The sequence below is a fragment of the Brucella sp. NBRC 113783 genome, from assembly GCF_040372265.1.
GTDB lineage: Bacteria > Pseudomonadota > Alphaproteobacteria > Rhizobiales > Rhizobiaceae > Brucella > Brucella teleogrylli.
The window spans coordinates 1,055,817-1,080,531 of the sequence record NZ_BAABRX010000001.1 but is presented as its reverse complement, the minus strand read 5'-3'; the positions used below and the strand labels follow the sequence as shown (position 1 = coordinate 1,080,531).

Below are 24,715 nucleotides of genomic sequence, written 5' to 3'. Positions count from 1 at the left end.
AGTAGCAGAAGAGCCCGAATTGACAGTCCTGGTAAAGTAAGTTTACCAATCAATCGTCTAAAGAATTCAACAATCAGCAATAGGCACGTCCGGGGAGAGGATGGTGTCCGTTGCCTCTTCATCGGCAGACAGACCGGTGAAGCATTTTGCATTGAAGAGAGGAACGTTTTTCAGTCCAGGAAGGGAGGAAACCATGCCCTGGAATCAAGTATACGACCCTTTGGGCAGCATGTTCTGGTCAACATTGCTTGCCGCTTTGCCAATTGTCGTCCTGTTGGGCGGTATCGGCTTTCTCCATATGAAAGCTCATACTGCAGCAATACTCGGTCTTCTGACCGCTCTCATCATCGCCGTTGTAGGATTTGGTATGCCCGCCGACAAGGCAGGCGCAACTGCCGTCTATGGCGCGGCCTACGGGCTTTTGCCCATCGGCTGGATTATCCTGAACGTCATTTTTCTCTATCGCCTTACTGAACAGACCGGGCAATTCAACATTCTGCGCGATTCAATCGCCGGGATTACGCCGGATCGCCGTCTGCAGCTGCTGTTCATCGCCTTTTCCTTCGGTGCCTTCTTTGAAGGTGCGGCTGGTTTCGGCACGCCTGTCGCGGTCACTGCGGCGATGCTCATGGGGCTGGGCTTTGCCCCTCTCCCAGCTGCTGGCCTGTCGCTGATCGCAAACACCGCGCCTGTGGCCTATGGCGCGCTTGGAACACCAGTCATCGCGCTTTCCGCCGTGACCGGCATCGATCTTCTGCAACTATCAGGCATGATCGGGCGGCAATTGCCGTTCTTCTCGGTTATCGTGCCCTTCTGGCTGATCTGGGCCTTTGCCGGACGCAAGGGCATGCTGGAAGTCTGGCCTGCCTTGCTGGTTGCCGGTGTGGCCTTTGCGATTCCGCAATATCTGGTTTCAAACTTCCATGGTCCGTGGCTGGTCGACGTGGTTGCCGCCGTCTGTTCCATGGCAGCGCTCGCGGGATTTCTGAGAATATGGCAGCCGAAACGCATCTGGACTTCCACCAGTCTCGATGCCGACGAAGTCGCCGCGCCCTATACGCCACCGCAGCAACATGCGAGCGGAATCGTTTTCCGTGCGTGGTTGCCATGGCTGATTCTGTCAGTCTTCGTGTTTCTGTGGGGCACGCCACAGTTCCGTGCATGGCTCGACTCACTCTGGGTGCTGAAGGTGCCGGTGCCTTATCTGCATAATCTGGTGTTCAAGGTGCCGCCCGTCGTCGCCGAAGCTCATGCGGAAGCGGCGGTCTATACGCTCAATCTGCTGTCGGCCACCGGGTCAGGCATCCTGCTTTCCGCCATCGTGGCGGGGCTGGTGCTGGGTTTCAATCCGTTCAAGCTTTTGAAGGAATACGGCAAGACCGCCTATGTGGTGCGCTTCTCGCTCATCACCATCGCGGCCATGCTGGCGCTGGGCTATGTCACCCGCTATTCCGGTACGGATGCCACGCTTGGTCTTGCATTCGCGCAGACCGGCTGGGTCTATCCGTTCTTCGGCGCAATGCTGGGTTGGCTCGGCGTTGCCCTCACCGGCTCGGACACGGCATCCAACGTTCTTTTCGGCGGTTTGCAGAAGATTACCGCCGAGCAGCTCGGGCTCTCGCCAGTACTGATGGCTGCCTCCAACTCGTCGGGTGGCGTCATGGGCAAGATGATCGATGCGCAATCCATCGTCGTCGCGTCCACGGCAACCCAGTGGTACGGGCATGAGTCGAAGATCCTGCGCTATGTGTTCTTCCACTCGGTTGCGCTGGCGTCGCTCATCGGTCTTCTCGTGATGGCACAGGCCTATCTGCCGCCATTTACCCATATGGTTCCGGCGGAAACCCTGCCTGCCATAACGCACTGATTGCCGATCAAGCCCGCAACAACCCACGCGAGCGCATGCCCGCGTGGGTTTTCTTTATCGGAACCGATGGCGCATTCGGGCGTTCCATTCTTACCCTCACGTTAAGGAGTTGAATGTGAACAGAAACGGGCTTTATCTGATTATCGGCGCATTGATCGTCGTTGCCGCCGGTCTGGCTTTTTACGTCTATCGCGAAGAGACGAAACCCGCCGGGATCGAGTTAAAAATCGGAGAAGGCGGTGTTTCCGTCGAGGAAAACTGACCTCTAAAAAGGTTATAAACATATAAACCGATTTAGATTTCAAGTGCTTACGCTTTGTGATGCAACGTTCTGGGCAGCTCCGTGTTATCTGCATCGCCAGATGAACGGAGGATCAAAATGAGTATCCAGACTGTTTCCGATGAACTTTATCGTCGTCACGAACGCGAATGGGCACAGTGGCGCGACGCAGTTGAAGAGCAGGAATCGAACCAGAAACAACAGGATAAGGTTTCCGGCGATACTTCTTGTGACGGCAAGACGTCCGGACACTGATTAACCTCTTCTCGAAGAATTGGATGCGCCGCGAAAGCGGCGTTTTCCGTTTGTAGCCTGTCATCGCCCGCTAAGCCCAGGTAACGAAATGCGAAGGAAGACTTGTTAGCGTCTAGCCATCGCGATTCGAACAGGGGTCAGACATATGGCTGCACGGAAGCCCACCCGAAAAGCTGCACCGAAAAAGAGGTCCCGCTCCACCAAGGGTGGATCTGGTTCGTCTGCGCCTGTTCTGGCGTTGGCCGCCATCCTCGGTCTTGGCGCTTTCAGCCTATGGGCCACCTCGCAGCACAAAAGCCCGCAAGCCGCACTGACGGCGCTGTTCCAGCGCTCCGCGACCAATCCTTTTGCCTCGACCCCGCCCCGTACGGAAAGCAAGCCCACGGTTACCGCGAAGGCTCCAGAAACGACCGCACCGTCGAAGGACAAAGACAAGGACTACGGCGCAGCCGTTGGCCCTGTGCCGCGTCCGTCAGCGCCTGTCGCTCCGAAGCCCGTTCAGCAGGCGGCGGCTCAAGCCCCAACTCAAGTCACCGTTCAAGCGCCGAAGCCGCCACGCCCGACCAATCAACTCGTCGCCTCAGCGCCGACCGGCCCGCATATGATGCCGCCGCGTGGCGTCAACACGCCTGCGCATTCGCCTTCGGTCGTCTACGCCCGGACGCAGCTGACCATTCACAAGAATGCTTGGGACAAATCCGCAGCCATCGGCACCGTCGCAAAGGGACGCGAGATGCGCTCTTACGGCAAGACAGGGCGCTGGCATCGCGTCATCGTGCCTAAGACCAATATGATTGGCTGGGTTCATGAAGATCAGCTTGTCGGCGGTCGCAACAAGCCCGACAGCGCAACGCTGATCACCGGCTCGGTCACGAAGAAGCCGGAGATCGCTAAAAGCGCGCCTCTACAGACGCAGTCCCGCATCGTCCCGCCCAAGGCGGTTGGAGATAAGAATTAGGCTTTTTTAACTTCCGCAGCCATGGCTGCAATCTGCGGATCGCCAGGAAGATATTCAAACCCGGCCCCGGTCAGTGACGACGTGTCCGCTGTCAGATCACCGAACAGCTGCTCATAGAGCCCCTTTTTTCCGAGTGCCGTCAGCAGCAGGCGCATCAGCATTGGCGGCACGGGCAGAAGGCGCGTCGGACGCCCCATAGCCTTACGGGCGATGGATACCAGTTCCCGGGTTGAACGCGGTTTGGGTTCAGCCAGATGGAACACCCGCCCCGCGACTTTTTCAGCCGGAGCTTGCGATAGGAAAGCAAGTGCGCGGGCGGCATTCTGCAAGGATACGAAGCTGCGCTGGTTGTTCGCCATGCCGAACGGTAGCGGAAATGCACTATCGCAGAGCTTCATCAAGGCCCGGAGATTGGCGCGTGCACCGGGACCGTAGACGAGTACGGGACGCGCAATGACAATCTCGATGCCGGTCATCGCCAACAGCACCGCTTCCGCCTTCGCCTTGGCGCGTCCATAATCGTCGTCTGCCCTCGGCGCTAACGGCATGTCGGGTCTCAGCGGCGAGGGATTTTCGGCAATGGTATAGATGGTTGAAACGAAGATGAAGCGTTTCACGCCCGCCTGTTTCGCCTTTTCGGCCAGTTCAACAGTCAGTCGGTGGTTGACGGCATCGAAAGCATCAGCGTCCGGTCGTTCCGCGCCCGTGCGATGGGCAAGGGCCGCGCAGTGCACAACGGACTCCGTGCCGGAGAAATACGCATTCGCCAGATCGTTGCGAGAGAGGGGCGTGACCTGATGCCCTTCGTCATGCAGCTGCTGCACAAGCGCGCTGCCGATAAACCCGCCTGCCCCCGTGACGACAATCTTCACCGTCAGCCTGCCTTGTCGCCCGTTTGGCCATCCGTATCAGCCAGCACCTGCGCCGCCAGCGCCCGCGTGATGCGGGTTTTCTGTTCCAGAGCCGCCCGGTCGAGCTTGTCGACAATCTGGATCGCAGACAGGAGCGAACGTTCAATCCGGCTGACCAGATAGGTCACGACATGCGGCTCAACGCTGACCTGACGATCGGCAAAAAGCTTGTGAATGACGCCCGACAACAAAAGATCGTCCGGCTCGGCGATTTCCACCACGGTGGCCGCTTTCAGCCGCGAAGCGAGATCGGGCAGCTTTACGTTCCAGTTCGCGGGCCACAGGCGCGACGTCATCAGGAGTGACGGCCCGAAACCCTGCGCGGCATGCTGGCGAACGCTGTTGATGAGGTGAAACAGCCCCGTTTCATCGAACGGCGCGCCGCCAATATCGTCAATCAGCACGGCGCGCTCTGCCGCAGCCTGAACGATTTCATCGGTAATCCGCGCGGGATCGACCAGAAGCGCATCTGTGCCCGCGCGCCAGATTTCGGCGAGATGCGTCTTGCCCGCACCGGTCGGCCCGGCCAGGATCGTAACCGGCGATACCCAGTTCGGCCAGCGGTCGATAAGGTCAACCGCCGCACGGTTCGAGCCCGTGACGATCAGGTCTTCGCGGTGATAACCGGGCTGGTGTTCGAGATTCAGCGGAATCTGACGCGGGGCGTCACGCATCGCTGCCTCCCGCACATCCGTCCAGATTGCGGTTCAGTCTCATTTGTCCCTGCCTGCATTCGGGCCTGCATTCTCGCCTGCCTCGATCAGCGGCCCCGCATCCGGGTCGCGACGACGAAAGGCTGGATCGTACATCGGTGAATTGAGATAGCGATTCAAGGCAAAACGCACAAGCACCCCGACTGCCGCCGCAGCGGGCACAGCGACCAGCATTCCGGTGAAGCCGAACAGTGAACCGAACGCGAACAGAGCGAACATCAGCCATACCGGATGGAGGCCAACCGACGACCCAACCAGCTTGGGCTGGAGGATGTTTCCTTCCACGAACTGGCCGATGAAAAACACCGCCGCGACGGCACAGATCATGATCCAGTCTGGCCAGAACTGTACCAGCGCCACACCAATGGCGAGTGCCAGACCGACGAACGAGCCGATATAGGGAATGAAGGAGATCAGACCGGCAAAAAAGCCGATCAGCAGGCCGAAATTGAGCCCCGTCAGGGTCAGTCCCAGGGCATAATACGTGCCCAGAATGAGGCAGAGCGTGCCCTGCCCGCGAATGAAGCCTGCAACCGCTGCATTCATTTCGCGTGCGATCTGGCGCACCGTATGAAGTTGCGCGCGCGGCACCCAGGAATCGATGCGATTGACCATCCGGTCCCAGTCGAGAAGCATGTAGAAGGCGACGACCGGCGTGACGACGAAAAGTCCCGCAATATCGATCAGGGATTTCCCCGAATTCCACAGGGACTGCAGCAGCGTTGTCATGAAACCGGCGCCCTGCTGGACCAGCGCGCTGAGATTTTGCTGAATGACCGAACTGTCGATGCCGATATATTTCTTCAGCCATTGCGAGTTTTCGTTAGCGAGCAACGACTGCAATTGCGTGATGTATCCGGGCAGTTTGGAAATGAAATCGGCAAGCTGCGTCGCCAGAATTGGCACGATGATCATCAGCCCGACGACGAGCGCGATCAGAAAAACCAGCAGGATCACGACAGTTGCAGTCAGACGCGACAAGCCGAAACGCTGGAGCCTGTCAGCCACGGGATCAAGGAAGTAAGCCAGAGCCATGCCCGCCACAAAAGGCAGCAGCACCGAGCTGAACACCACCAGAAACAGAACGAACAAGGCCATTGTCGCGACCCAGAACATCGCCTGACGCCGCACCGTTGTTCCCGTCAAACTGCCGACTTCGACATTGACGTGGATATTGCCATCCGAAGCGATGGCATCCGTCTGGCGAATGACTTTGCTGCCAGCCGTCTGGTTGGTATCTGTTCTGGCGCTTGTCTGGCGTGTCGGCGTCGGCTTCTTGACCATATGGTTCCGTTCTCTGCAAATATCTGCTGGCAAAACAATATCAGAATTGCATTACCGGCATCTTATCGCTGATGCTCGGCTCATTTCGTACTAAGAGTAGACTGGCCCGCGCGAAATGCAAAGCCATGCGACAAACGCAGTCATCGGCACGACGACGACCGATCATGCGAAAAACTGGGCAGAATCCAGCAGAGTTTTGCGCTTTTCCCGCTTCTTGACCTTGCGGGCAGCGCCATCTCGTGGCATTGCGCGCTAGGGTCTGAACTCGATTAGGATTTGGAGCGCGGTATGAGCGAAAATCGCTCAGCTTTAGGAGCGAACGCGAAGGTGGAGTGTATCTCCATCAAGTGTTCGCGACGAAAAGATGAGGGATTTCCGTCATATTCCGAAGGAACGCGGTGGATTTTGTCCCAGAATGCGTCGAAAAGCCCTCATGGAGATTTACTCCATCACGGTCTTTTCTCCTATTCTAAAACAAAATCCAGCTCGCGCCGCGCCCGAAACCTAATCGAGTTTAGACCCTAGTGGATAGCACCCAGTTTCAGGAGCAGGCCATGTCCTCGGAAAACAAGCTCGACGGCCATAATGGCCTGACCTATGCGCAGGCAGGTGTCGATATCGATGCCGGCAACCTGATGGTTGAAAAGATCAAGCCACTCGTGCGTTCGACGCGCCGTCCCGGTGCGGATGGCGAGATCGGCGGTTTCGGCGGCCTGTTCGATCTGAAAGCGGCAGGCTTCAAGGACCCGGTTCTGGTCGCCGCCAATGACGGCGTGGGCACCAAGTTGAAGATCGCCATCGACGCTGACAAGCATGACACCGTTGGTATCGACCTCGTCGCCATGTGCGTGAACGATCTGGTTGTACAGGGTGCGGAGCCGCTTTTCTTCCTCGATTATTATGCCACCGGCAAGCTGTCGCCCGATCAGGGCGTGGACATCGTTGCAGGCATTGCCGAAGGCTGTCGTCAGGCTGGCTCGGCGCTGATCGGCGGCGAAACCGCTGAAATGCCCGGAATGTATCGCGACGGCGACTACGATCTGGCCGGTTTCGCCGTGGGCGCGGCAGAGCGCGACCGGCTGTTGCCGCGCGGCGATATTGCCGAAGGCGATATCATTCTTGGCCTCGCCTCTTCCGGCGTTCATTCCAACGGCTTTTCGCTGGTGCGCCGCATTGTTGAACTGTCCGGCCTCGGCTGGAAGTCCGATGCGCCATTCCAGCCGGGTTCGACGTTGGGTGAAGCGCTACTCACCCCGACCCGCATTTATGTGAAGCCGCTGCTTGCAGCCATCCGCGCTTCGGATGGTATCAAGGCGTTGGCGCATATCACCGGCGGCGGTTTCCCCGACAATATTCCGCGCGTTCTGCCTGAAGGTCTGGCTGCCGAAATCAACCTGACGGCCATCGCCGTACCGCCCGTTTTCTCCTGGCTTGCCAAGACCGGCAACGTGGAAGCCAATGAAATGCTGCGTACCTTCAATTGTGGTATCGGCATGATCGCCGTCGTCACGCCTGAAAAGGTTGACGAAGTGGTCGCGGCCCTCGTGGCTGAAGGCGAACAGGTCGTCACGCTCGGTCGCATGATCGCACGCGAAAAGGACGGCGTCGTCTATAAGGGCACGCTCGCACTATGAGCCGCAAGCGGGCCGTTATTTTCATCTCGGGCGGCGGCTCCAATATGGAGGCGCTGATCCGGGCTGCGCAGGCACCCGACTTTCCGACGGAAATCGTCGCGGTTTTTTCCGACAAGGCAGATGCAGGCGGCCTCGTGAAAGCGCAAGCCGCTGGCGTTGCCACACAAGTTTTCACGCGCAGGGATTTTGCGTCGAAGGAAGAGCATGAAGATGCGATCCTCGCCGCGCTGGCTGCGCTGAAGCCTGATTTCCTCTGCCTCGCTGGCTATATGCGGCTTCTGTCCGGGCGTTTTATCGCGCCCTATGAAGGACGCATCCTCAACATCCACCCTTCCCTGCTGCCACTTTTTCCGGGCCTCCACACACATCAGCGCGCTATCGACGCCGGTGTGAAACTTGCAGGCTGCACCGTGCATCTTGTGACGGAAGGCATGGACGAAGGCCCCATTTTGGCTCAGGCTGCCGTGCCGGTCATCGACGGCGACACTGCCGACACGCTGGCGGCACGTGTTTTGAAAGCCGAACATCGGATTTATCCGCTCGTTCTGCGGCAGTTTGCGAATGGCCAGAAGGACGATGATGCGTCTCTAGCCGACGCGATGCTCGTGAGCGCCTGAGGGCGCTTCCGCGCATATGCGCGACAAATTCATCACACCCCAAGTTTTTTGTTAATAAAACTTTAATTTCCCGCAAAAAGCTCTAATTCAGATTTGTAACGGAACTTGCTTCGGCAATCCCCGTTATTGAGACGAGCCTATGCAGCCCCGTCTCTTTCAATATGTGTTCAAGAAGAGGACAAGATCATGTCTCTCCGTTTTTCGACTTCCTTCCTGTCCGCAATGGCCGTCATCTCCGGCATTGCTGTCACCGCTCCCGCCATCGCGGCAGACTTCGTAGCTCCTCCCGCTTCGGGTCGCACGCAGCCGCGTTCGGAAGTCGGCACCCTGACCTGCGACATTTCCCCGGCGATCGGTGTGATCATCGGCAGCCAGCAGGAGGTTGATTGTGTGTTCCGCCCTGCGCGCCGTGGTAATCCTTTGGAACATTACACCGGAACGATCACCAAGCTCGGCGTTGACGTCGGCTTTATCAATGGCGGCACTGTCGCCTGGGCCGTCTGGGCTCCGACCGTTCGTCCGGAAGGCGCACTCAAGGGCCGTTATGTCGGCGCTTCGGCCAATGCAGCCATCGGCATCGGTTTCGGCACGAACATCCTGACGGGTGGTTCTTGGAAGACGATTTCGCTGCAGCCGATTTCGGTTCAGGGCCAGCGTGGCCTCAATGCAGCTGTTGGTGTGTCCAAGCTGAAGCTGAACTACGCCGGTTAATCGTTAGCCTGCGTTACGAAAAAGCCGCGCCGAAGACATTCGGCGCGGCTTTTTATTACGCAAGTTTTCTGATCCAGATCTTTGTGTCATGCACCGCCAGACCGCCATAAGGAGCGGCGGGCTCCGCACCGAGCAGCGTATTGATCCCCTCGCCGCGCTCGAATGACGTGTTTGGAAAAATGCCTTCCGACACCACCACGCCGCGTTTTTGACCAGCGCGAAGCACGGCGTGCAGCACCACTTCGCCGCGATGATTGCCGATCTCGATCCGTTCGCCATCGGCAATGCCAAGTTCCGCCGCGTCGTCTGGATGAATCAGCAGTTCCGGGCGGATTTCCTTGGCCATAGAGGTCTGCGTTTCGGCAAAAGTCGAGTTCAGGAAATTATGCGCCGGTGATGTCGCGAGCCGGAACGGATGCTCGGCATCCGCCACCTCAATGACTTCCCAATAATCCGGGAATTCCGGGATCGAGTGGAACTCGCCTTGCAGGCCCATGACTTCCGGCGGACGGTCCGGTGCAGGACTACCCGTCCAGTCAGGACGGAAGCGGAATTTGCCATCGGGCCATTTGAAGCCGTTGATGTAATGCGCTTCCTCGAAAGGCGGTTGCTTGTCCACAAAACGCCGCTCTCTCAGTTCGTCGAAATGCGGCAGATCGCTGTTGGCGTTCATATTGTCAATCAGCGTGCGCTCATCGACAGAAAAGCCCGGAAGGTGGCCAACGCCGAGCCGATTGGCCAGTTCGTTGATGACGAAAATATTCGGTCGCGCCTCGGCTAAAGGTTCGATTAGCTTTGGCCCAAGCACCACGTGCTGCTGGCCGCCGCCGCGATATATATCGTCATGTTCCAGAAATGTGGTGGCAGGCAGCACGACATCGGCCATCTTGGCCGTATCCGTCATGAACTGCTCGTGCACGGTGACGAACAGGTCCTCGCGCGCGAAACCTTTGCGGACAAGACGCTGTTCCGGTGTCACATTCATCGGATTGGTGTTCTGGATGAGCATCGCCATGACGGGCGGGCCGTCATAAAGCGCCTCGCGATCGCCGGTGAGAACGCGCCCGATCTTCGACTGGTCGAGGAAGCGGATGGTCTTATCCTGCATCGCCCGGCCTTCAATCTCGCGCTTGTCGAATTTGAAGATGCTGGCGTTTGAGTGAAACGCGCCGCCGCCTTCATAAAGGAATGCCCCGGTCACGCAGGCGATAGAGGCTGCGGCATGCATATTCACCGCGCCATTGCGCTGCCGCGTGAAGCCATAGCCAAGGCGGAAATAGGTCCGCTTGGTCTTGCCGACGAGATGCGCGAAGGCTTCGATTTCCTCAACCGTCAGCCCTGTGATGGCGGAGGCCCATTCCGGCGTGCGGGTTGCCAGATGCGCTTCCAGCCCCTTCGGGTCATCGGTGTAGCGCTCCAGATAATCCCAATCGGCGAGGCCGTCGCGGAACAGCACATGCATGACGGCGCAAGCAAAGGCGCCATCCGTACCGGGCTTGAGTACGATGCCCATATCGGCCTGTCGCACGGTCGCATTGGCATAAATGTCGATGACGACGATCTTTGCACCACGCTCTTTGCGCGCACGCACGGCGTGGGTCATGACATTAACCTGCGTGGCGGCGGCATTGGTGCCCCAGATTACCACCACGTCAGCCTTGCTCATCTCGCGCGGGTCCGGGCCGATCAGGCTACCAGTTCCGGCGAAATAGCCCGTCCAGGCCATATTGGTGCAAAAACTGTCGAACTGATTGGAATAGCGCTTCGCGAAGCGAAGACGGTTGATGGAATCGCGCTGAACAAGCCCCATCGTGCCAGCATAATAATAAGGCCAGACGCTTTCGCTGCCATATTCGGCTTCGGCTTTCAAAAACCGTTCGGCAATCAGATCAAGCGCCGCTTCCCATGACGCCTGTTTCCATTCGCCCGCGCCCTTAGCGCCGGAGCGTATCAAAGGGTGTTTCAGCCGGTCTGGATGATGAACGCGTTCGGCATAGCGCGCCACCTTGGCGCAGATGACCCCCGCCGTATAGCTGTTGTCCTTCGAACCGCGCACACGACCGATGGTGCGCTCGTCCAGAAGTTCGACGTCGAGCGCGCAGGTGGACGGGCAGTCATGCGGGCAAGCCGAATGACCGATCTTGATATTGGATATGGAAATTTGCTCGTTCATATTTCTTTATTACCGCAAGCGCTCACACGGCGAAATATGTTTTCAACGTAGGACCTCTAAGACAGACGAAGCGTAATCGCACCCAGCACAATCAGTGCCGCAGCCGCAAAACGCGGCAACCCTACCTTTTCCTTCAGCACGACCGCAGAAATGATCATGCCGAACAGGATGGCGGTTTCACGCAAGGCCGCCACCACGGCAATCGGCGCCATGGTCATCGCCCAGAGTGCCAGCCCGTAGGAACCGAGCGTCCCCACGCCACCAATTAGCGCCGGACGCCAGCGATTGCGCATATAGCTGATAAAACGGTCGGGCTCGCGATAGAGTGCCCAGCCAGCCAACGGCACGGCATTGATGACGAACAGCCACAATGTATAGGAAAGCGGCGCACCCGACGCCCGCACGCCAAGACCGTCGATGATGGTGTAACCGGCGATAAACCCGGCATTGGTCAGCGCCAGAATGGCCGTGCGACTGGAGGTGCCGCGATTGCGCCGCCTTGCTTCCAGCGCCATGGCCAGCACGCCTGAACAGATGAAGACAATGCCGAGCCAGCTCTTCCAGCCCATGACCTCGCCCACCAGCGGCGCGCTGACCAGCGCGACGAGCAAAGGCGGCGTGCCGCGCATGATGGGATAGGCCTCGCTCATATCGCCGGATTTATAGGCCGCCGCCACCAGCGACATATAGAAAGTCTGGGTGACGGTCGACATCAGGATATAGACCCAGCTGACCGCATTCGGCATCGGCAGAAATGGCACGATGAACAAGGCGATGAAACCGGCAGCGCCGGTCACGCTGGCGGCAGCGAAAAACTTGTCGCCGCTGCTTTTGACGATGGCGTTCCAGCTCGCGTGAAGAAACGCGCCAAACAGGACGATCAGAAGGACGCCACCGGACATTGCAAGCTCGACTCAGGTGAAGATGCGGTTGGTGACCGCTGTATGTCACATTTATGACAGTCGTGGCGAATCGGAAATTGGTATCCTCTTGCCGAAAGCGGAAAGCCGTGAAACAAGCGCGATCATGAATTATCGTCACGCCTATCACGCCGGAAATTTCGCGGATGTCGTCAAACACGTCATCCTCGCCCGTATCATCGACTATCTGAAGCGCAAGGATCAGGCCTTTCGCGTCATCGACACCCATGCGGGCATCGGGCTTTACGACCTGAAAAGCGTAGAAGCGGGCAAGACCGGCGAATGGACGGGTGGCATTCACCGTGTCATCGAAGCGGTCGAAAAAGGCCAGATCGAACCGGCAGTGCTGGAACTGCTCACGCCTTATCTCGATGCAGTGCGGGCGGTGAACGCGGACGGAAAACTCCGCCACTATCCTGGTTCGCCTTATGTGACGCGGCATTTGTTGCGCAAGCAGGACCGCCTGTCAGCGCTGGAACTGCACCCGCAGGATGCGGCCAAACTGGCAAAGCGCTTCGACGGCGATTATCAGGTGCGCGTCATTGAACTCGACGGCTGGCTGGCGCTTGGCGCGCATCTTCCGCCAAAGGAAAAACGCGGCCTCGTGCTCGTTGATCCACCTTTCGAAATTGAAGGCGAATTCGACCGTATGGTGGATGGTCTCGCCAAGGCGCACAAGCGCTTCGGCGGCGGCACTTATGCGCTGTGGTATCCGGTGAAGGACCGCAAGGAAACCGAGCGCTTCGCCAAGCGGCTTCATGAAACCGGGATTCCGAAGATCATGCAGATCGAGCTGGCGATTCGCCCGCCCTCATCCGAACCGCGCCTCGATGGCACCGGTATGATTGTCGTGAATCCGCCCTATACACTCGAAAGTGAGATGCAAACCGTGCTTCCCAGCCTTACGAAACTGCTGGCCGAAGAAAAGGGTAGCAATTTCAGTGTTCGGTGGATACGCGGCGAGACGGATCGCTCTTGACCGCTGCCGCGTGCTGAAAGAAACTGCGCGAAGCAAAGCTTCGGCTATCACAGACATAAGCGCGCGCTTCGCGTTCGCATTTTGGGACAGGATAGAGACATGCAACTTACCTCGGGCAAACTGGATCGCTTCGGTCGCTTTTCGCGGGCCGCCCTCTTCGCCGCCTCCGTCCTGCCGGTGACTTTTGCAGCCCTGCCCGCCAACGCTGCCGATTATCTTCAGTCTGCACCAGCCGTCGTCGACAACACCGTCTGCAACCAGCAGAGCGTGCTGCGCTCGGTGGTCTCGCGCTTCGGCTATCAGGTGCGCCACGTTCCCGAACTGCCGCAAGTCGGAATTTCAGCGATGAGCGATGTTCAGCTGACCCGTTATGAGCCGAAGACCAACCCGGCAGAAATCGAACGCACCTATTGCAAGGCCACCGCCGTATTGAGTGACGGCCAATACCGTTCCGTCTGGTATCTGGTCGAAGAAGGTCAGGGTTTTGCATCGGTCGGTCGCAACGTGGAATTCTGCGTTGAAGGCTTCGACCGTTGGTATGTCTACGACGCGCCAAGCTGCCGCGTCCTCCGCTGACCTGACCGGAGGTTCCATGCTGCGAAGACTGGCGGCTGTCCCAAGCGCTTTGCTTTCGATTGCCCTGATGGCGACGACAATATTGTCGGGTGCAGCTCTTGCTGACGACCAGGACAATGGCGATGTGCCCGGCGATTTCGACTTCTATGTGCTGTCGCTTTCTTGGTCACCGAGCTATTGCGCGTCGGAAGGCCGTCGCGCCAACAAGCAGCAATGCAACAATCCGCGCCCTTTCGGCTTTGTCGCCCATGGTCTCTGGCCCCAAAATGAATGGGGCTATCCGGCCAATTGCCAGCTCGACAATGTGCGCAGCCGCGGCGGTTATGTTCCGCGCCAGATTATTTCCAGCCTGTCGGACATCATGCCGGCCGCTGGATTGATAGGCCATGAATGGCGCAAGCACGGAAGCTGCTCGGGTCTGTCCCAACGCGATTATTTCGACACGCTGCGCAACGCCTATGAGCAGGTCAATATTCCGCCCAGCCTTCGCAATGTAAGCGGTGACCGCCGGGTTGACCCAATGCTGGTCGAAAAAGCCTTTCTTGCAGCCAATCCGGGCATGAAGGCCAGCGGCATTTCTGTCACCTGCCAGCGCAATTATCTTCAGGAAGTGCGCATCTGCATGACGAAGGACCTCCAATATCGCGCCTGCCAGGAGGTCAATAATAACGCCTGCCGCAGCCGTTCGGTCATGATGCCGGCAACCCAATAATCTTCATTCTCAGGAATCAAACATGACGCAGATTCTCTATTCACCCGCCTCGCCTTACAGCGCGAAGGTGCGCATGGCCGCGCATTATGCAGGCGTCCCTTTTGAAAGCGTGGTCGTGAACACGTCGGCGGAGCCGGAGAACCTCATCAACGCCAATCCACTTGGCAAGATTCCAACCCTTGTTACCGATGATGGCAAGGCGGTGTTCGACAGTCGCGCCATTACCCAATATCTGAACCGCGTTTCCGGCAACAAGCTTTTCCCGCGCAATGCGGAAAAGCGCACCGATGCCGAGCGTTATGAAGCCATTGCCGATGGTCTGGCCGACGTTCTGCTCGCGCATGTCTATGAACGCCGCCTGCGCCCGGAAGATAAAATCCACCAGCCATGGCTGGATCTGCAATGGCGCAAGGCCGAGCGTGCGCTCGACCTGCTCAATGAGGCCCCGCCGCGTCTGGCGGGCAAGCTGCATGCGGGCCATATCGCCGTCGCTGCTGTTCTGGGCTATCTCGCGCTGCGCTTCGATGGCAAATGGGAACGTGGACGTCCGAAGCTGAAGCGCTGGATCAAGCGTTATCAGGAACTGCATCCGGAACTGGCGGCGTTGCTGCCGCAAGGCTAAGTTCTGCGCCAAGCTTTGAAACGCCCCGGATGGCAGCCGCTATCCGGGGCGTTTGTATTTTCAGCGATTATTGATTGCCGTCCAGCGCCTTCAGGATGCGGTACCCGGCCTTGATCCGCGCCTCATTTGGATAATTGCGGTTTGCAAGCATCACAATGCCGATCTTTTTGCCCGGCACAAAGGCCACATAGGCCCCGAAACCACCGGTCGAACCGGTCTTGTTGAGCAGCATGTCGTCCGACGGCTGCAAAGGTGGGTCTAGCTTTTCGATTTTGTGCGATTTCATCGCCATATCGGAGGTGTTGCCGCCAAGCAGCGTTTTCAGACTCAGCGGATAGGCGTAACGCTCCCAGCCAAGGCTCTGTGTCATGTCACCGACCTTGTAATAGCCGGTATGCGTGGCCGCTACGGCCTTTTGCATCGGCTGATCAAGCGATGTGCTGTCCATATTCAACTGAACGAAACGGATCAGGTCCGGCGCAGTGGTCTTGATTCCATAAGCCTGCGCGTCGAAGGCGCCGGGAGACACCCGGATCGGCTTGTTGGCTTTCGAATAGCCATAGGCGTAATTCTTCATCTGGCTTTCAGGCACCTGGATGAATGTGTGCTTCAGGCCGAAGGCCGGAATGAGCCTTGTTTCCATCACCTTGTCGAAGGGCTCGCCCATGCTTTGAGCAGCGAGATAACCAAACAGACCGATACTCGGATTTGAATAGCGGCGCTGTGTGCCCGCAGGATAATCCGGCTTCCAGTTCCTGAAATAATCGATCATCGTCTTGTGGTCGGTGACACTGTCTGGAAATTGCAGGGGCAAGCCGCCCGCAGTGTAAGTGCCAAGATCGAGCATAGAGACCTTGTCGAAGCTGCTGCCTGCCAGTTCGGGAGCGTATTTCGTCGCCGGATCGCCCGGGTTAAACGCGCCCTCCGCAAGCCCCAACCCGCCGAGCGTCGCGGTAAAGGTTTTGGAGACGGAACCAATCTCGAAGATCGTGTCTTCGGTCACCTTCTGTCCGCTTTCCTTAGAGGCGACGCCATAGCCGAAAAAGTAGGTCTCGCCGCCAGACGTAACCGCCACGGCCATTCCGGGAATCTTGTGTTCGGCCATGACAGTCTTGATCGTTTCATCGACCAGATGCCTGATCTCTTTCTCGCTCGGCGCGTTTGCGGCCTGTACTGATACACTGGACAACAGGCTGGCGACGGCAGTTATGCTCAAGGCGGAAACGGTAGTTTTTCTCATGATTTATACGCAATCCTCATTGTGAACCGATTTCCCTGCCGCGTGGGAGACATGCGGAAGGAATCGGTGTTTTCTCATGTGAAATAACGCGCGTTAAACCGGATGCAGGTGAATTGAATCAAAACCCGTCTATTCGGCACTCTCGATATAAGCGAGCTATACGTCCGAAACAAACGACGTTATCTTGCCTCTGGCATTAGAAAAATTTGGGTATAGCGATGGTCCGGCCTCATCTTCCGCTGAATGCACTGCGCGCCTTCGAGGCGTCGGCACGCCATCTCAGCTTCACCAAGGCGGCAATCGAATTATGCGTGACCCAAGCCGCTGTCAGCCATCAGGTGAAAAGCCTCGAAAGCCGCCTCAATGTCACCCTGTTCGAACGTTTGCCGCGCGGATTGCTGCTCACCCATGAAGGTGAAACGCTGCTGCCCACCTTGCGGGAGGCCTTCGATAACATTGCCGGGACGCTGGAACGTTTTGAAGGCGGACATTATCGCGAGGTTCTGCGCGTTGGTGTGGTCGGAACTTTGGCCGTCGGCTGGCTGATCCCTCGCCTGCGCGATTTTCAGACCACGCATCCGTTTATCGATTTGCGGCTTTCAACCAACAATAACCGCGTCGACATCGCCGCTGAGGGACTGGATTTTGCGATTCGGTTCGGGTCCGGGGCGTGGCACGGTGTCGAGGCAACCTGCCTTCTGGAAGCGCCGCTTTCGCCCTTGTGCATTTCGGACATAGCCAGCCAGCTGAAAAACCCGCCTGATCTCGTTCGCCATACGCTGCTGCGGTCCTATCGGGCCGATGAATGGTCGCAATGGTTTGCTGCTGCTGGCGTCACCGGCGACATGCCGCTGCCCAAAAGCATCATGTTCGATTCGTCGCTGGCCATGATGGAAGCTGCAATACAAGGTGCAGGTGTCGCGCTTGCGCCGCCGTCGATGTTCACCCGGCAGCTTCACGCCGAAACAATCGTCCAGCCCTTCCCGCAAACGGTGACCATGGGCAGCTACTGGCTGGCCCGACTTCAATCGCGCCCGGAAACGGATGCGATGACCGCTTTCCGTAAATGGCTGGTCGATACCGCACAGCAGGAAGGTTATTGAGGGCCTGTCTGCCCGAAGAAAATTCGGGCAACAAAAAACCGGGCAGTTGCCTACCCGGTTTTCCGTGTTCAATTATCAGATAATTAGAACTTGTAGCCGAGACCGACGCGGATGTCGTGGGTGTCGAGCTTGTTGCCAACGGTGGTGCCACCGAGGTCATAGTCCTTGTTACCGAACTGGGTGTAGCGGTATTCAACGCGGCCCAGGATGTTTTCGGTCAGCTTGGCTTCCATACCGGCGCCAGCAGTCCAACCAACGCGGAACTTGCTTTCGTCGTCGCCATTGCCGCTCAGCTTAACCTGCGAACCAGCGATACCACCGGTGATGTATGGCATGATCGGGTTCAGGTCGTAGCCGAGACGTGCACGCAGCGAGCCTTCGAAGCCCTGCTTGACTTCCAGACCGTCCTTGGACTTCTTGGCCCAGGAGTAACCAGCGTCACCTTCAACACCGTATACGAACTGGTCCTGCTGGAAGTTCCAGCCAGCATAAGCGCCAGCCTTCCAGTCGTCAGGCTTTACGGTGCCGACGATGTCGTTCTTGGCCTTGTTCCAGCCGTAGCCGAGGTACAGACCGGTATAACCGCCAGCCCAGGTGTTCTGGGGAGCCATTTCGACCGGAGCCGGAACAGGAGGCTGTTCCTGAATGGCGTCAGCTGCAAAGGCAGTCGCAGAGAACGGCAGCAGCGCAGCCGAGGCGATTACGAGAGACTTAAGAGTGCGCATAGCATTCTCCTTACACAAATTACGTTTGACACGGTCCCTTATCGGGCGGGCAGCATGTTGGGAGTTCGAAGTTGCCCATGCCGTGCTGATGGGGAGGAGGTATCGTCGGTAATTGCGGCACGAAATGCCCGCTTCTGTGAAGAAAACCCGACGAGAAAATGGCAAAAATGCGATGTTGCATTCTCGCAACGCCAAGCTTTTGTGACTATATGAGCAGGTGCGGATTGTTGCGGGGCAATCAACTCACTCCCTCGCTACGAGAAGCAACTGATATTGCTCGCATTTTGTCAGTAGCGGACGTATTTCCCGCTATTAATGGATGCAATCTGACGAGCAAAATGGCATGAAAATCACGAGAGAATCTCGATAAGAAAGTGTTTACCGTGTTGAACGAACAGGAAGTCAGCCAGCTTGCAAAATGTCCGGTCCTCGTGACGGGCGGCGCACGGCGCATCGGAAAGGCGATTGTCGAAGACCTCGCAGCCCATGGCTTCCCTGTTGCGATCCACTGCAACCGTTCCATCGAAGAAGGACAGGCTCTTGCCGATGCCATCATTGCGCGCGGCGGAACGGCCTGCGTCGTTCAGGCCGACCTCTCATCCGAGCAGGATGTGCGCGGCCTTATTGCGCAAGCAGAGCGTCAGATCGGCCCGATCCGCCTGCTCGTCAATAATGCGTCCTTGTTTGAGGATGACCGGGTTGGTGATCTCGACATGGCTTTGTGGGACAAGCATTTTGCAATTCATCTCAAAGCCCCGGTCATGCTTTCCGAAGCAATGGCCAAGGCTCTGCCGGAAGCAGTGGACGGGTTGATCGTCAACGTGATCGACCAGCGCGTCTGGAAGCTCAATCCGAACTTCTTCTCCTATACGTTGTCCAAGACAGCGCTTTGGAATGCAACCCGCACGCTTGCGCAGGCATTGTCCCCGCGCATTCGCGTCAACGCCATTGCGCCGGGGCCCACCTTGCCGAGTGAGCGGCAGCGACCGGGTGATTTTGAACGACAGGTCAGCAAGGTCGCCTTGCAACGTGCGCCAGAATTGCCGGAATTCGGGCGCACAGTGCGTTACTTCTGGGAGAATCGTTCCATTACCGGCCAGATGATCGCGCTTGACGGCGGGCAGCATCTGGCATGGGAAACCCCCGACATTGCAGGAATCACTGAATGAGCGGCAACCGCAAAAACCATGACGATACTGGCTCTAGCTTGCCGTCCGACGACGAGCAGGACGTGGCCGGTATTATCATTGGCGATGCGGAAGCCGAAGATGATGAAGACAGCGACGACACCGGTTCCGAAATTGTTGCTACGCCTTCAATGGCCGATCAGATCCAGTGGGACTCGTCCGATGGACTGCCGGATACGGCAGGTCTCAGCGGTCAGGATATCATCAACGCCTTCGTCAAGCGCCTGCCGAACAATCCCGGCGTCTATCGCATGTTCAACAGCGATGGTGACGTGCTCTATGTCGGCAAGGCGCGCAATCTCAAGAAACGCGTTTCCAATTATGCGCGCGGCATAGCCCATTCGAATCGCATCGTGCGGATGATCCGCGAGACGGCGATGATGGAATTTGTCGTCACGCGCACCGAAACCGAAGCGCTGCTGCTCGAAGCCAATCTGATCAAGCGATTGCGCCCGCGCTTCAATGTGCTGATGCGCGACGACAAGTCGTTTCCCTATATTCTGCTGACGGGCGATCATCGCGCGCCGGGTATTTTCAAGCATCGCGGCGCACGCTCTCGCAAGGGCGACTATTTCGGCCCCTTTGCCTCGGCAGGCGCGGTAGGACGCACGATCAATGCGCTGCAACGCGCCTTTCTGCTGCGCACCTGCACCGATTCGGTATTCGAAAGCCGCACCCGCCCCTGCCTGCTTTATCAGATCAAGCGCTGCTCCGGCCCCTGCACGGGCGAAATCAGCGATGCCGACTATGCCGAGCTGGTCTCGGAGGCCAAAGCATTCCTGTCCGGCAAGAGCCAGTCGGTGAAAGACCATCTGGCCACCGCCATGCAGGCGGCATCTGCCGATCTCGATTTCGAACATGCGGCAGTCTATCGCGACCGTCTGGCAGCGCTTTCGCATGTCCAGTCACATCAGGGCATCAATCCGCAGACGGTCGAAGAAGCCGATGTGTTCGCCATCCATCAGGAAGGCGGCATGACCTGTATTCAGGTCTTCTTCTTCCGCACCGGCCAGAACTGGGGCAACCGCGCTTATTATCCAAAAGCCGACAGCTCGCTTGGCCCGGCGGAAGTTTTGGGCGCATTCCTGTCGCAGTTCTATGACGACAAGCCCTGCCCCCGTCTTGTGCTTCTGTCTGAGGCCGTGGAAGAACAGTCGCTCATCGCCGAGGCGCTTTCCACCCGCGCCGGTCATAAGGTGCAGGTCAATGTGCCCCAGCGTGGCGAGAAGAAGGACCTTGTCGATCACGCCCTGACCAATGCGCGCGAAGCGCTGGGCCGCAGACTTGCCGAAACCTCGTCGCAGGCGCGCCTGCTGCAAGGCATGGCAGAGACATTCGGCCTTGCGCGTACGCCACGCCGCATCGAGGTTTACGACAACTCGCACATCATGGGCACGAACGCCGTCGGTGGCATGATCGTCGCCGGACCGGAAGGGTTCGTCAAAAACCAGTATCGCAAGTTCAATATCCGCTCGACAGATATCACGCCGGGCGATGATTTTGGCATGATGCGCGAAGTGATCGAGCGTCGCTTCTCAAGGCTGGTGAAGGAGCATGGCGCGCCGGATGAAGCACCCGATCCGGAAAGCCCTGAAGTGCCTGAAATAAATGACAGTTTCCCGGCCTGGCCCGATGTGATTCTCATTGACGGTGGACAGGGGCAAGTGGGGGCTGTGCGTCAGATTCTCAACGAGATGGGTATCGCCAATCTGGTCAATGCAATCGGCATCGCCAAGGGCGTGGACCGTGAAGCGGGACGCGAACGGTTTTTCGTGGAGGGCAAGCAGCCTTTCACCCTGCCGCCGCGCGATCCGGTTCTCTATTTCATCCAGCGCATGCGCGATGAGGCGCACCGGTTCGCCATCGGCACGCATCGCGCACGGCGCAAGAAAGAAATGGTCAAGAACCCGCTCGATGAAATTGCGGGAATCGGTCCATCGCGCAAACGCGCATTGCTGCATCATTTTGGAACGGCAAAGGCTGTTTCCCGTGCGGCGATGGAAGACCTGATGCAGATCGACGGCATATCGGAGGCAATGGCACGCACCATTCACGATCATTTTCGTGACCGGTGACGCAATTTTGATGCGCTTTTGCGCGCCAGCGTCATAAGGTCCGAGCAGAACACCTGCACAAGAGTTGATTTTATTGGTCATCCCTGTTGATGTGCACAAAATAACGTTACGGCGGAACAATGCAGAACAAACATACCCTCTCCTTGCCCAACATCCTCACATATGGACGGATTGTCGCCGTGCCGCTTGTGGTGTTGTGCTTCTTTGTGGAGGGGCGCCTCGAATCCAGCGACTTCGCGCGCTGGACCGCTCTTGGCCTGTTTATCGTGGCCAGCATCACCGATTTCTTCGACGGCTATCTTGCCCGTATCTGGAAGCAGACCTCGACCATCGGTCGCATGCTTGACCCGATCGCAGACAAGCTTCTCGTATCCGCCATTCTGCTGCTTCTGGCCGCCGATGGCACCATCGCCGGCTGGACGCTCTGGGCGGCGATCATCATCCTGTGTCGCGAAATTCTGGTTTCCGGCCTGCGTGAATATCTGGCGGAACTGAAAGTTAGCGTTCCGGTTTCGCGTCTTGCGAAGTGGAAAACCACAGCGCAAATGGTTGCATTGGCCTTTTTGCTCGCTGGCCCTGCCGGTGATAAAATCATGCCCTATGTAACGGAACTGGGCATTGTCCTGCTGTGGATTTCGGCAATCCTCACGCTTTATACGGGCTGGGATTACTTCAAGGCAGGCCTGAAGCACGTGATGGATTAAGCTCGTGAGCGTTAAAGTCGTCTATTTCGCCTGGGTGCGGGAGAAAATCGGCAAGGATGAGGACCTCATCGTCCTCCCTGCCCCGAAAGTGACGGTCGGCGAACTCATTAGCCAGCTGAGAACCCACGGCGAAGAATATGAAGCCGCTTTCGAACATGGCGACGTTATCCGCGCGGCGATCAATCAGGAACATGCCGAACACCACGAATGCATTCAGGACGGCGACGAGGTAGCACTTTTCCCGCCCATGACGGGTGGCTGAGATGAGCGGGCAACCAATTTGCCCGCTGTTCGTCAGCGTTCGCGAAGATGATTTCGACGCGGCGGCGGAAGTGGAAAAGCTTCGCGACGGGCGCAAGGATATCGGGGCCATAGTCACCTTCTCCGGGCTTTGCCGGGACGAAAATGGCCGCCTCTCTGCGCTTGAACTTGAACATTATCCGGGCATGGCCGAAGCCGAGATCAGGCGCATTGCCGAACAGGCGATGGCGCGCTGGCCGCTTCTCGGCATATCCGTCATTCATCGCTATGGGCTCATCAAGCCCGGCGACAATATCGTCCTTGTCGCGACCGCTTCCGCGCATCGCCTCGCCGCCTTCGAGGCCGCCTCTTTCCTGATGGATTTCATGAAGACCGGCGCACCGTTCTGGAAGCGCGAACACCTCGCCGATGGCACTGCGGATGGGTGGGTAGAGGCCAAGGCAGACGACGATTTGAGTCGGCAACGATGGGGCAAGTCGCGCGATACTTGAGCCGTCCAAACAGTGCGCTGATCTATTTGCTGAAAACTGCGTTTATCTTTAAGTGCGAATTAACTATTTAAACCCCTAAAATAAAGGGTAATTTGGGTCGCATTTACTTGTGCTGCCACAATTTTCACATGAAGATTTCATTACTGTCAGCGGAGTGAATCAGGCTCCCGTCAGATATGGATCGCGAACGGAGCAATGGGCACGGCAACACTGTCACGACGGGGATTCTCCCCGACTGTGCAGGAATCAGGTTTCGGACTTTAAGAATGCGAAAACTACTGAAAAGCACTCTTTCCATTGCGGCGGCCCTTGTGGTCGGTCTTGGCGCGCTTGGTGGCGCCGCCTTGTTTCTGACCACGTCCATGCCGACCAGCAGCATTGCTGCGGAAAAGACTGTCAGTGGCAAGGTCATGTATCGTGAGCGCATTGCCCTGCCCCCCGAGGCCAAGCTGACCGTGCAGCTTGCGGATATTTCGCTTGCCGATGCGCCGTCCACAACGATTGCCGAAACTCGCATTGAATCCGCGCAAGGATCGCCGATCCCCTTCGCGATTAATTTCGACACCGATCAGATTCAATCCGGCCACACCTACGCCTTGCAGGCCCGCATCACGGCTGGCGATACGCTCTGGTTCGTCAATGACCAGAATTACACCATCGATCCGGCCAATCCCGGTGCTCCGGTGGAAATGCGCGTCGTCATGGTTCGCAAGAGCGCCGACGAAGCCGTGTCCATCGGTATTGAAGGCAAGGACTGGCTGGCAGAAGACATTCAGGGTGGCGGCGTGATCGACAATGCCCAGACCACACTGACCGTCACCTCCGATGGATCCGTCAGCGGTTCGGGCGGCTGCAATCGTTATTTCAGCAAAGCCACGGTGACGGGCGAGAATATTTCCTTTGCCGAGGTCGGATCGACCTACATGCAGTGTCCACCCGCACTCATGAACCAGGAACGCAAGTTCCTCGACACATTGACCAGAACGCGATCCTACAAGATTGATACGGTAGGCAAGCTCGTCCTTCTCGATCAGGAAGGCAAAGAGATCGCGACACTGGCGCAAAATCTCTGATCTGATTTGAGAAAAGATACAAAAAAGCCGGGCGCGAGCCCGGCTTTTCTCATGCATGCGGATCGGATTAGCCGACGATTTCGGTGCCCGAGAACCAGTAAGCGATTTCTTCGGCAGCGGTTTCCGGAGCGTCGGAACCGTGAACCGAGTTTTCGCCGATCGACAGGGCGAATTCCTTGCGGATCGTGCCAGCGTCTGCATTTGCAGGGTTGGTGGCGCCCATGACTTCGCGGTTCTTGGCGATTGCGTTTTCACCTTCGAGAACCTGAACGATCGTCGGGCCCGAAGACATGAATTCAGTCAGTTCGCCGAAGAAAGGACGATCCTTGTGAACAGCGTAGAAGCCCTGTGCTTCACGCAGGCTCATCCAGACGCGCTTCGAAGCGACAACACGCAGACCAGCTTCTTCAAGCTTGGCGGTGATTGCGCCGGTCAGGTTGCGGCGGGTCGCGTCGGGCTTGATCATGGAGAAGGTACGTTCGATTGCCATTATGACACCTTGTTTGCTGGGAAATTTTAGAAAAGTGAGGCTCTATACCGTCGATAGGCCTGATTGCCAAGAGCTAGCGAGCATCGCCACCCGTTTACCGGCTTGAGACGGCAGAAATTTGAAGGCATAGATAACGCCATTCTGATTCAGGCTG

Annotated in this window: 26 protein-coding genes; 18 read left to right on the top strand and 8 right to left on the bottom strand. The window is 57.7% G+C overall.

The window, feature by feature from the left end:
- The first annotated feature begins 193 nt into the window (after positions 1 to 193).
- The 4 genes from ABWW11_RS05000 (at position 194) to ABWW11_RS04985 (ending at position 3,360) form a co-directional block, all read left to right on the top strand.
- Complete coding sequence (locus ABWW11_RS05000; protein WP_319080373.1) at positions 194 to 1,867, top strand: L-lactate permease; 1,674 nt, start codon at positions 194 to 196, stop codon at positions 1,865 to 1,867.
- 115 nt (positions 1,868 to 1,982) lie between these two features.
- A complete protein-coding gene (locus ABWW11_RS04995) occupies positions 1,983 to 2,129 on the top strand; it encodes a hypothetical protein (RefSeq protein WP_119045079.1) in 147 nt (48 codons plus the stop codon).
- A gap of 117 nt (positions 2,130 to 2,246) precedes the next feature.
- Positions 2,247 to 2,402, top strand: coding sequence for a hypothetical protein (locus ABWW11_RS04990; protein ID WP_319080374.1), 156 nt, complete (start codon positions 2,247 to 2,249; stop codon positions 2,400 to 2,402).
- Between the two features lie 145 nt (positions 2,403 to 2,547).
- Positions 2,548 to 3,360 carry a hypothetical protein gene (locus ABWW11_RS04985; protein WP_319080375.1) on the top strand — a complete coding sequence of 271 codons (813 nt, stop codon included), beginning with the start codon at positions 2,548 to 2,550 and terminating at the stop codon, positions 3,358 to 3,360.
- On the opposite strand, the gene ABWW11_RS04980 is transcribed toward ABWW11_RS04985, so the two are convergent.
- The 3 genes from ABWW11_RS04980 to ABWW11_RS04970 are packed head-to-tail and all read right to left on the bottom strand — an operon-like array spanning position 3,357 to position 6,268.
- A complete protein-coding gene (locus tag ABWW11_RS04980; protein ID WP_140024813.1) occupies positions 3,357 to 4,232 on the bottom strand; it encodes an NAD-dependent epimerase/dehydratase family protein in 876 nt (291 codons plus the stop codon). The two genes, ABWW11_RS04985 and ABWW11_RS04980, sit on opposite strands and share 4 nt — an antisense overlap.
- Before the next feature lie 2 nt (positions 4,233 to 4,234).
- The gene (gene hdaA, locus ABWW11_RS04975) at positions 4,235 to 4,945 is read right to left on the bottom strand and encodes a DnaA regulatory inactivator HdaA (protein WP_121535653.1); all 711 of its coding nucleotides are present in this window, start codon (positions 4,943 to 4,945) and stop codon (positions 4,235 to 4,237) included.
- Positions 4,946 to 4,984: 39 nt separating this feature from the next.
- Complete coding sequence (locus tag ABWW11_RS04970; RefSeq protein ID WP_109368692.1) at positions 4,985 to 6,268, bottom strand: AI-2E family transporter; 1,284 nt, start codon at positions 6,266 to 6,268, stop codon at positions 4,985 to 4,987.
- A gap of 554 nt (positions 6,269 to 6,822) precedes the next feature.
- Between ABWW11_RS04970 and purM the strand changes: the two genes are divergently transcribed.
- From purM to ABWW11_RS04955, 3 genes are all read left to right on the top strand, one after another.
- Positions 6,823 to 7,902: a phosphoribosylformylglycinamidine cyclo-ligase gene (gene purM, locus ABWW11_RS04965; RefSeq protein WP_109368691.1), complete on the top strand. Its 1,080-nt coding sequence runs from the start codon at positions 6,823 to 6,825 to the stop codon at positions 7,900 to 7,902.
- Positions 7,899 to 8,519 carry a phosphoribosylglycinamide formyltransferase gene (purN, locus tag ABWW11_RS04960; protein ID WP_319080376.1) on the top strand — a complete coding sequence of 207 codons (621 nt, stop codon included), beginning with the start codon at positions 7,899 to 7,901 and terminating at the stop codon, positions 8,517 to 8,519. The genes purM and purN overlap by 4 nt, the downstream gene beginning before the upstream one ends.
- Positions 8,520 to 8,705: 186 nt before the next feature.
- Positions 8,706 to 9,230: a DUF992 domain-containing protein gene (locus tag ABWW11_RS04955; RefSeq protein ID WP_109368689.1), complete on the top strand. Its 525-nt coding sequence runs from the start codon at positions 8,706 to 8,708 to the stop codon at positions 9,228 to 9,230.
- Positions 9,231 to 9,285: 55 nt separating this feature from the next.
- On the opposite strand, the gene ABWW11_RS04950 is transcribed toward ABWW11_RS04955, so the two are convergent.
- Complete coding sequence (locus ABWW11_RS04950; protein ID WP_319080377.1) at positions 9,286 to 11,403, bottom strand: molybdopterin oxidoreductase family protein; 2,118 nt, start codon at positions 11,401 to 11,403, stop codon at positions 9,286 to 9,288.
- 56 nt (positions 11,404 to 11,459) lie between these two features.
- Complete coding sequence (locus tag ABWW11_RS04945) at positions 11,460 to 12,305, bottom strand: EamA family transporter (protein WP_109368687.1); 846 nt, start codon at positions 12,303 to 12,305, stop codon at positions 11,460 to 11,462.
- 124 nt (positions 12,306 to 12,429) lie between these two features.
- On the opposite strand from ABWW11_RS04945, the gene ABWW11_RS04940 reads away from it, so the two are divergent.
- The 4 genes from ABWW11_RS04940 to ABWW11_RS04925 all read left to right on the top strand — a co-directional run bounded on the left by ABWW11_RS04940 (position 12,430) and on the right by ABWW11_RS04925 (position 15,212).
- Positions 12,430 to 13,302, top strand: a complete 873-nt coding sequence (locus ABWW11_RS04940) for a 23S rRNA (adenine(2030)-N(6))-methyltransferase RlmJ (RefSeq protein ID WP_140024916.1) — start codon at positions 12,430 to 12,432, stop codon at positions 13,300 to 13,302.
- A 99-nt stretch (positions 13,303 to 13,401) separates the two neighbouring features.
- Positions 13,402 to 13,878, top strand: a complete 477-nt coding sequence (locus tag ABWW11_RS04935; RefSeq protein WP_140024818.1) for a phage portal protein — start codon at positions 13,402 to 13,404, stop codon at positions 13,876 to 13,878.
- Positions 13,879 to 13,894: 16 nt separating this feature from the next.
- Positions 13,895 to 14,590 carry a ribonuclease T2 family protein gene (locus ABWW11_RS04930; RefSeq protein ID WP_319080378.1) on the top strand — a complete coding sequence of 232 codons (696 nt, stop codon included), beginning with the start codon at positions 13,895 to 13,897 and terminating at the stop codon, positions 14,588 to 14,590.
- 22 nt (positions 14,591 to 14,612) lie between these two features.
- On the top strand, positions 14,613 to 15,212 hold the full coding sequence (locus tag ABWW11_RS04925; protein ID WP_140024820.1) for a glutathione S-transferase: 600 nt from the start codon (positions 14,613 to 14,615) through the stop codon (positions 15,210 to 15,212).
- Positions 15,213 to 15,279: 67 nt separating this feature from the next.
- On the opposite strand, the gene ampC is transcribed toward ABWW11_RS04925, so the two are convergent.
- On the bottom strand, positions 15,280 to 16,452 hold the full coding sequence (gene ampC / locus ABWW11_RS04920; protein WP_319080379.1) for a class C beta-lactamase: 1,173 nt from the start codon (positions 16,450 to 16,452) through the stop codon (positions 15,280 to 15,282).
- A gap of 218 nt (positions 16,453 to 16,670) precedes the next feature.
- Here ampC and ABWW11_RS04915 point away from each other — a divergent pair, with 218 nt between their 5' ends.
- Positions 16,671 to 17,555 (top strand): LysR family transcriptional regulator, encoded by an 885-nt coding sequence (locus tag ABWW11_RS04915; RefSeq protein ID WP_283735794.1) that lies wholly within the window; start codon positions 16,671 to 16,673, stop codon positions 17,553 to 17,555.
- A gap of 83 nt (positions 17,556 to 17,638) precedes the next feature.
- Here ABWW11_RS04915 and omp25 read toward each other — a convergent pair whose 3' ends face one another.
- The gene (omp25, locus tag ABWW11_RS04910; protein ID WP_109368681.1) at positions 17,639 to 18,280 is read right to left on the bottom strand and encodes an outer membrane protein Omp25; all 642 of its coding nucleotides are present in this window, start codon (positions 18,278 to 18,280) and stop codon (positions 17,639 to 17,641) included.
- Between the two features lie 374 nt (positions 18,281 to 18,654).
- Here omp25 and ABWW11_RS04905 point away from each other — a divergent pair, with 374 nt between their 5' ends.
- From ABWW11_RS04905 to ABWW11_RS04880, 6 genes are all read left to right on the top strand, one after another.
- Positions 18,655 to 19,449 (top strand): SDR family oxidoreductase, encoded by a 795-nt coding sequence (locus ABWW11_RS04905; protein WP_371835923.1) that lies wholly within the window; start codon positions 18,655 to 18,657, stop codon positions 19,447 to 19,449.
- Positions 19,446 to 21,542 (top strand): excinuclease ABC subunit UvrC, encoded by a 2,097-nt coding sequence (uvrC, locus tag ABWW11_RS04900; RefSeq protein ID WP_319080381.1) that lies wholly within the window; start codon positions 19,446 to 19,448, stop codon positions 21,540 to 21,542. Before ABWW11_RS04905 ends, uvrC begins: the two co-directional genes overlap by 4 nt.
- A gap of 119 nt (positions 21,543 to 21,661) precedes the next feature.
- Positions 21,662 to 22,246 (top strand): CDP-diacylglycerol--glycerol-3-phosphate 3-phosphatidyltransferase, encoded by a 585-nt coding sequence (gene pgsA / locus ABWW11_RS04895; RefSeq protein ID WP_078340745.1) that lies wholly within the window; start codon positions 21,662 to 21,664, stop codon positions 22,244 to 22,246.
- Positions 22,247 to 22,250: 4 nt separating this feature from the next.
- Positions 22,251 to 22,508 (top strand): molybdopterin converting factor subunit 1, encoded by a 258-nt coding sequence (moaD, locus tag ABWW11_RS04890; RefSeq protein WP_283735792.1) that lies wholly within the window; start codon positions 22,251 to 22,253, stop codon positions 22,506 to 22,508.
- A 1-nt stretch (position 22,509) separates the two neighbouring features.
- On the top strand, positions 22,510 to 22,998 hold the full coding sequence (locus tag ABWW11_RS04885) for a molybdenum cofactor biosynthesis protein MoaE (RefSeq protein ID WP_283735791.1): 489 nt from the start codon (positions 22,510 to 22,512) through the stop codon (positions 22,996 to 22,998).
- 266 nt (positions 22,999 to 23,264) lie between these two features.
- Positions 23,265 to 24,071 (top strand): YbaY family lipoprotein, encoded by an 807-nt coding sequence (locus ABWW11_RS04880; RefSeq protein ID WP_121535619.1) that lies wholly within the window; start codon positions 23,265 to 23,267, stop codon positions 24,069 to 24,071.
- Positions 24,072 to 24,138: 67 nt separating this feature from the next.
- On the opposite strand, the gene ndk is transcribed toward ABWW11_RS04880, so the two are convergent.
- Positions 24,139 to 24,561, bottom strand: a complete 423-nt coding sequence (ndk, locus tag ABWW11_RS04875) for a nucleoside-diphosphate kinase (protein WP_109368676.1) — start codon at positions 24,559 to 24,561, stop codon at positions 24,139 to 24,141.
- Positions 24,562 to 24,715: the final 154 nt, after the last annotated feature.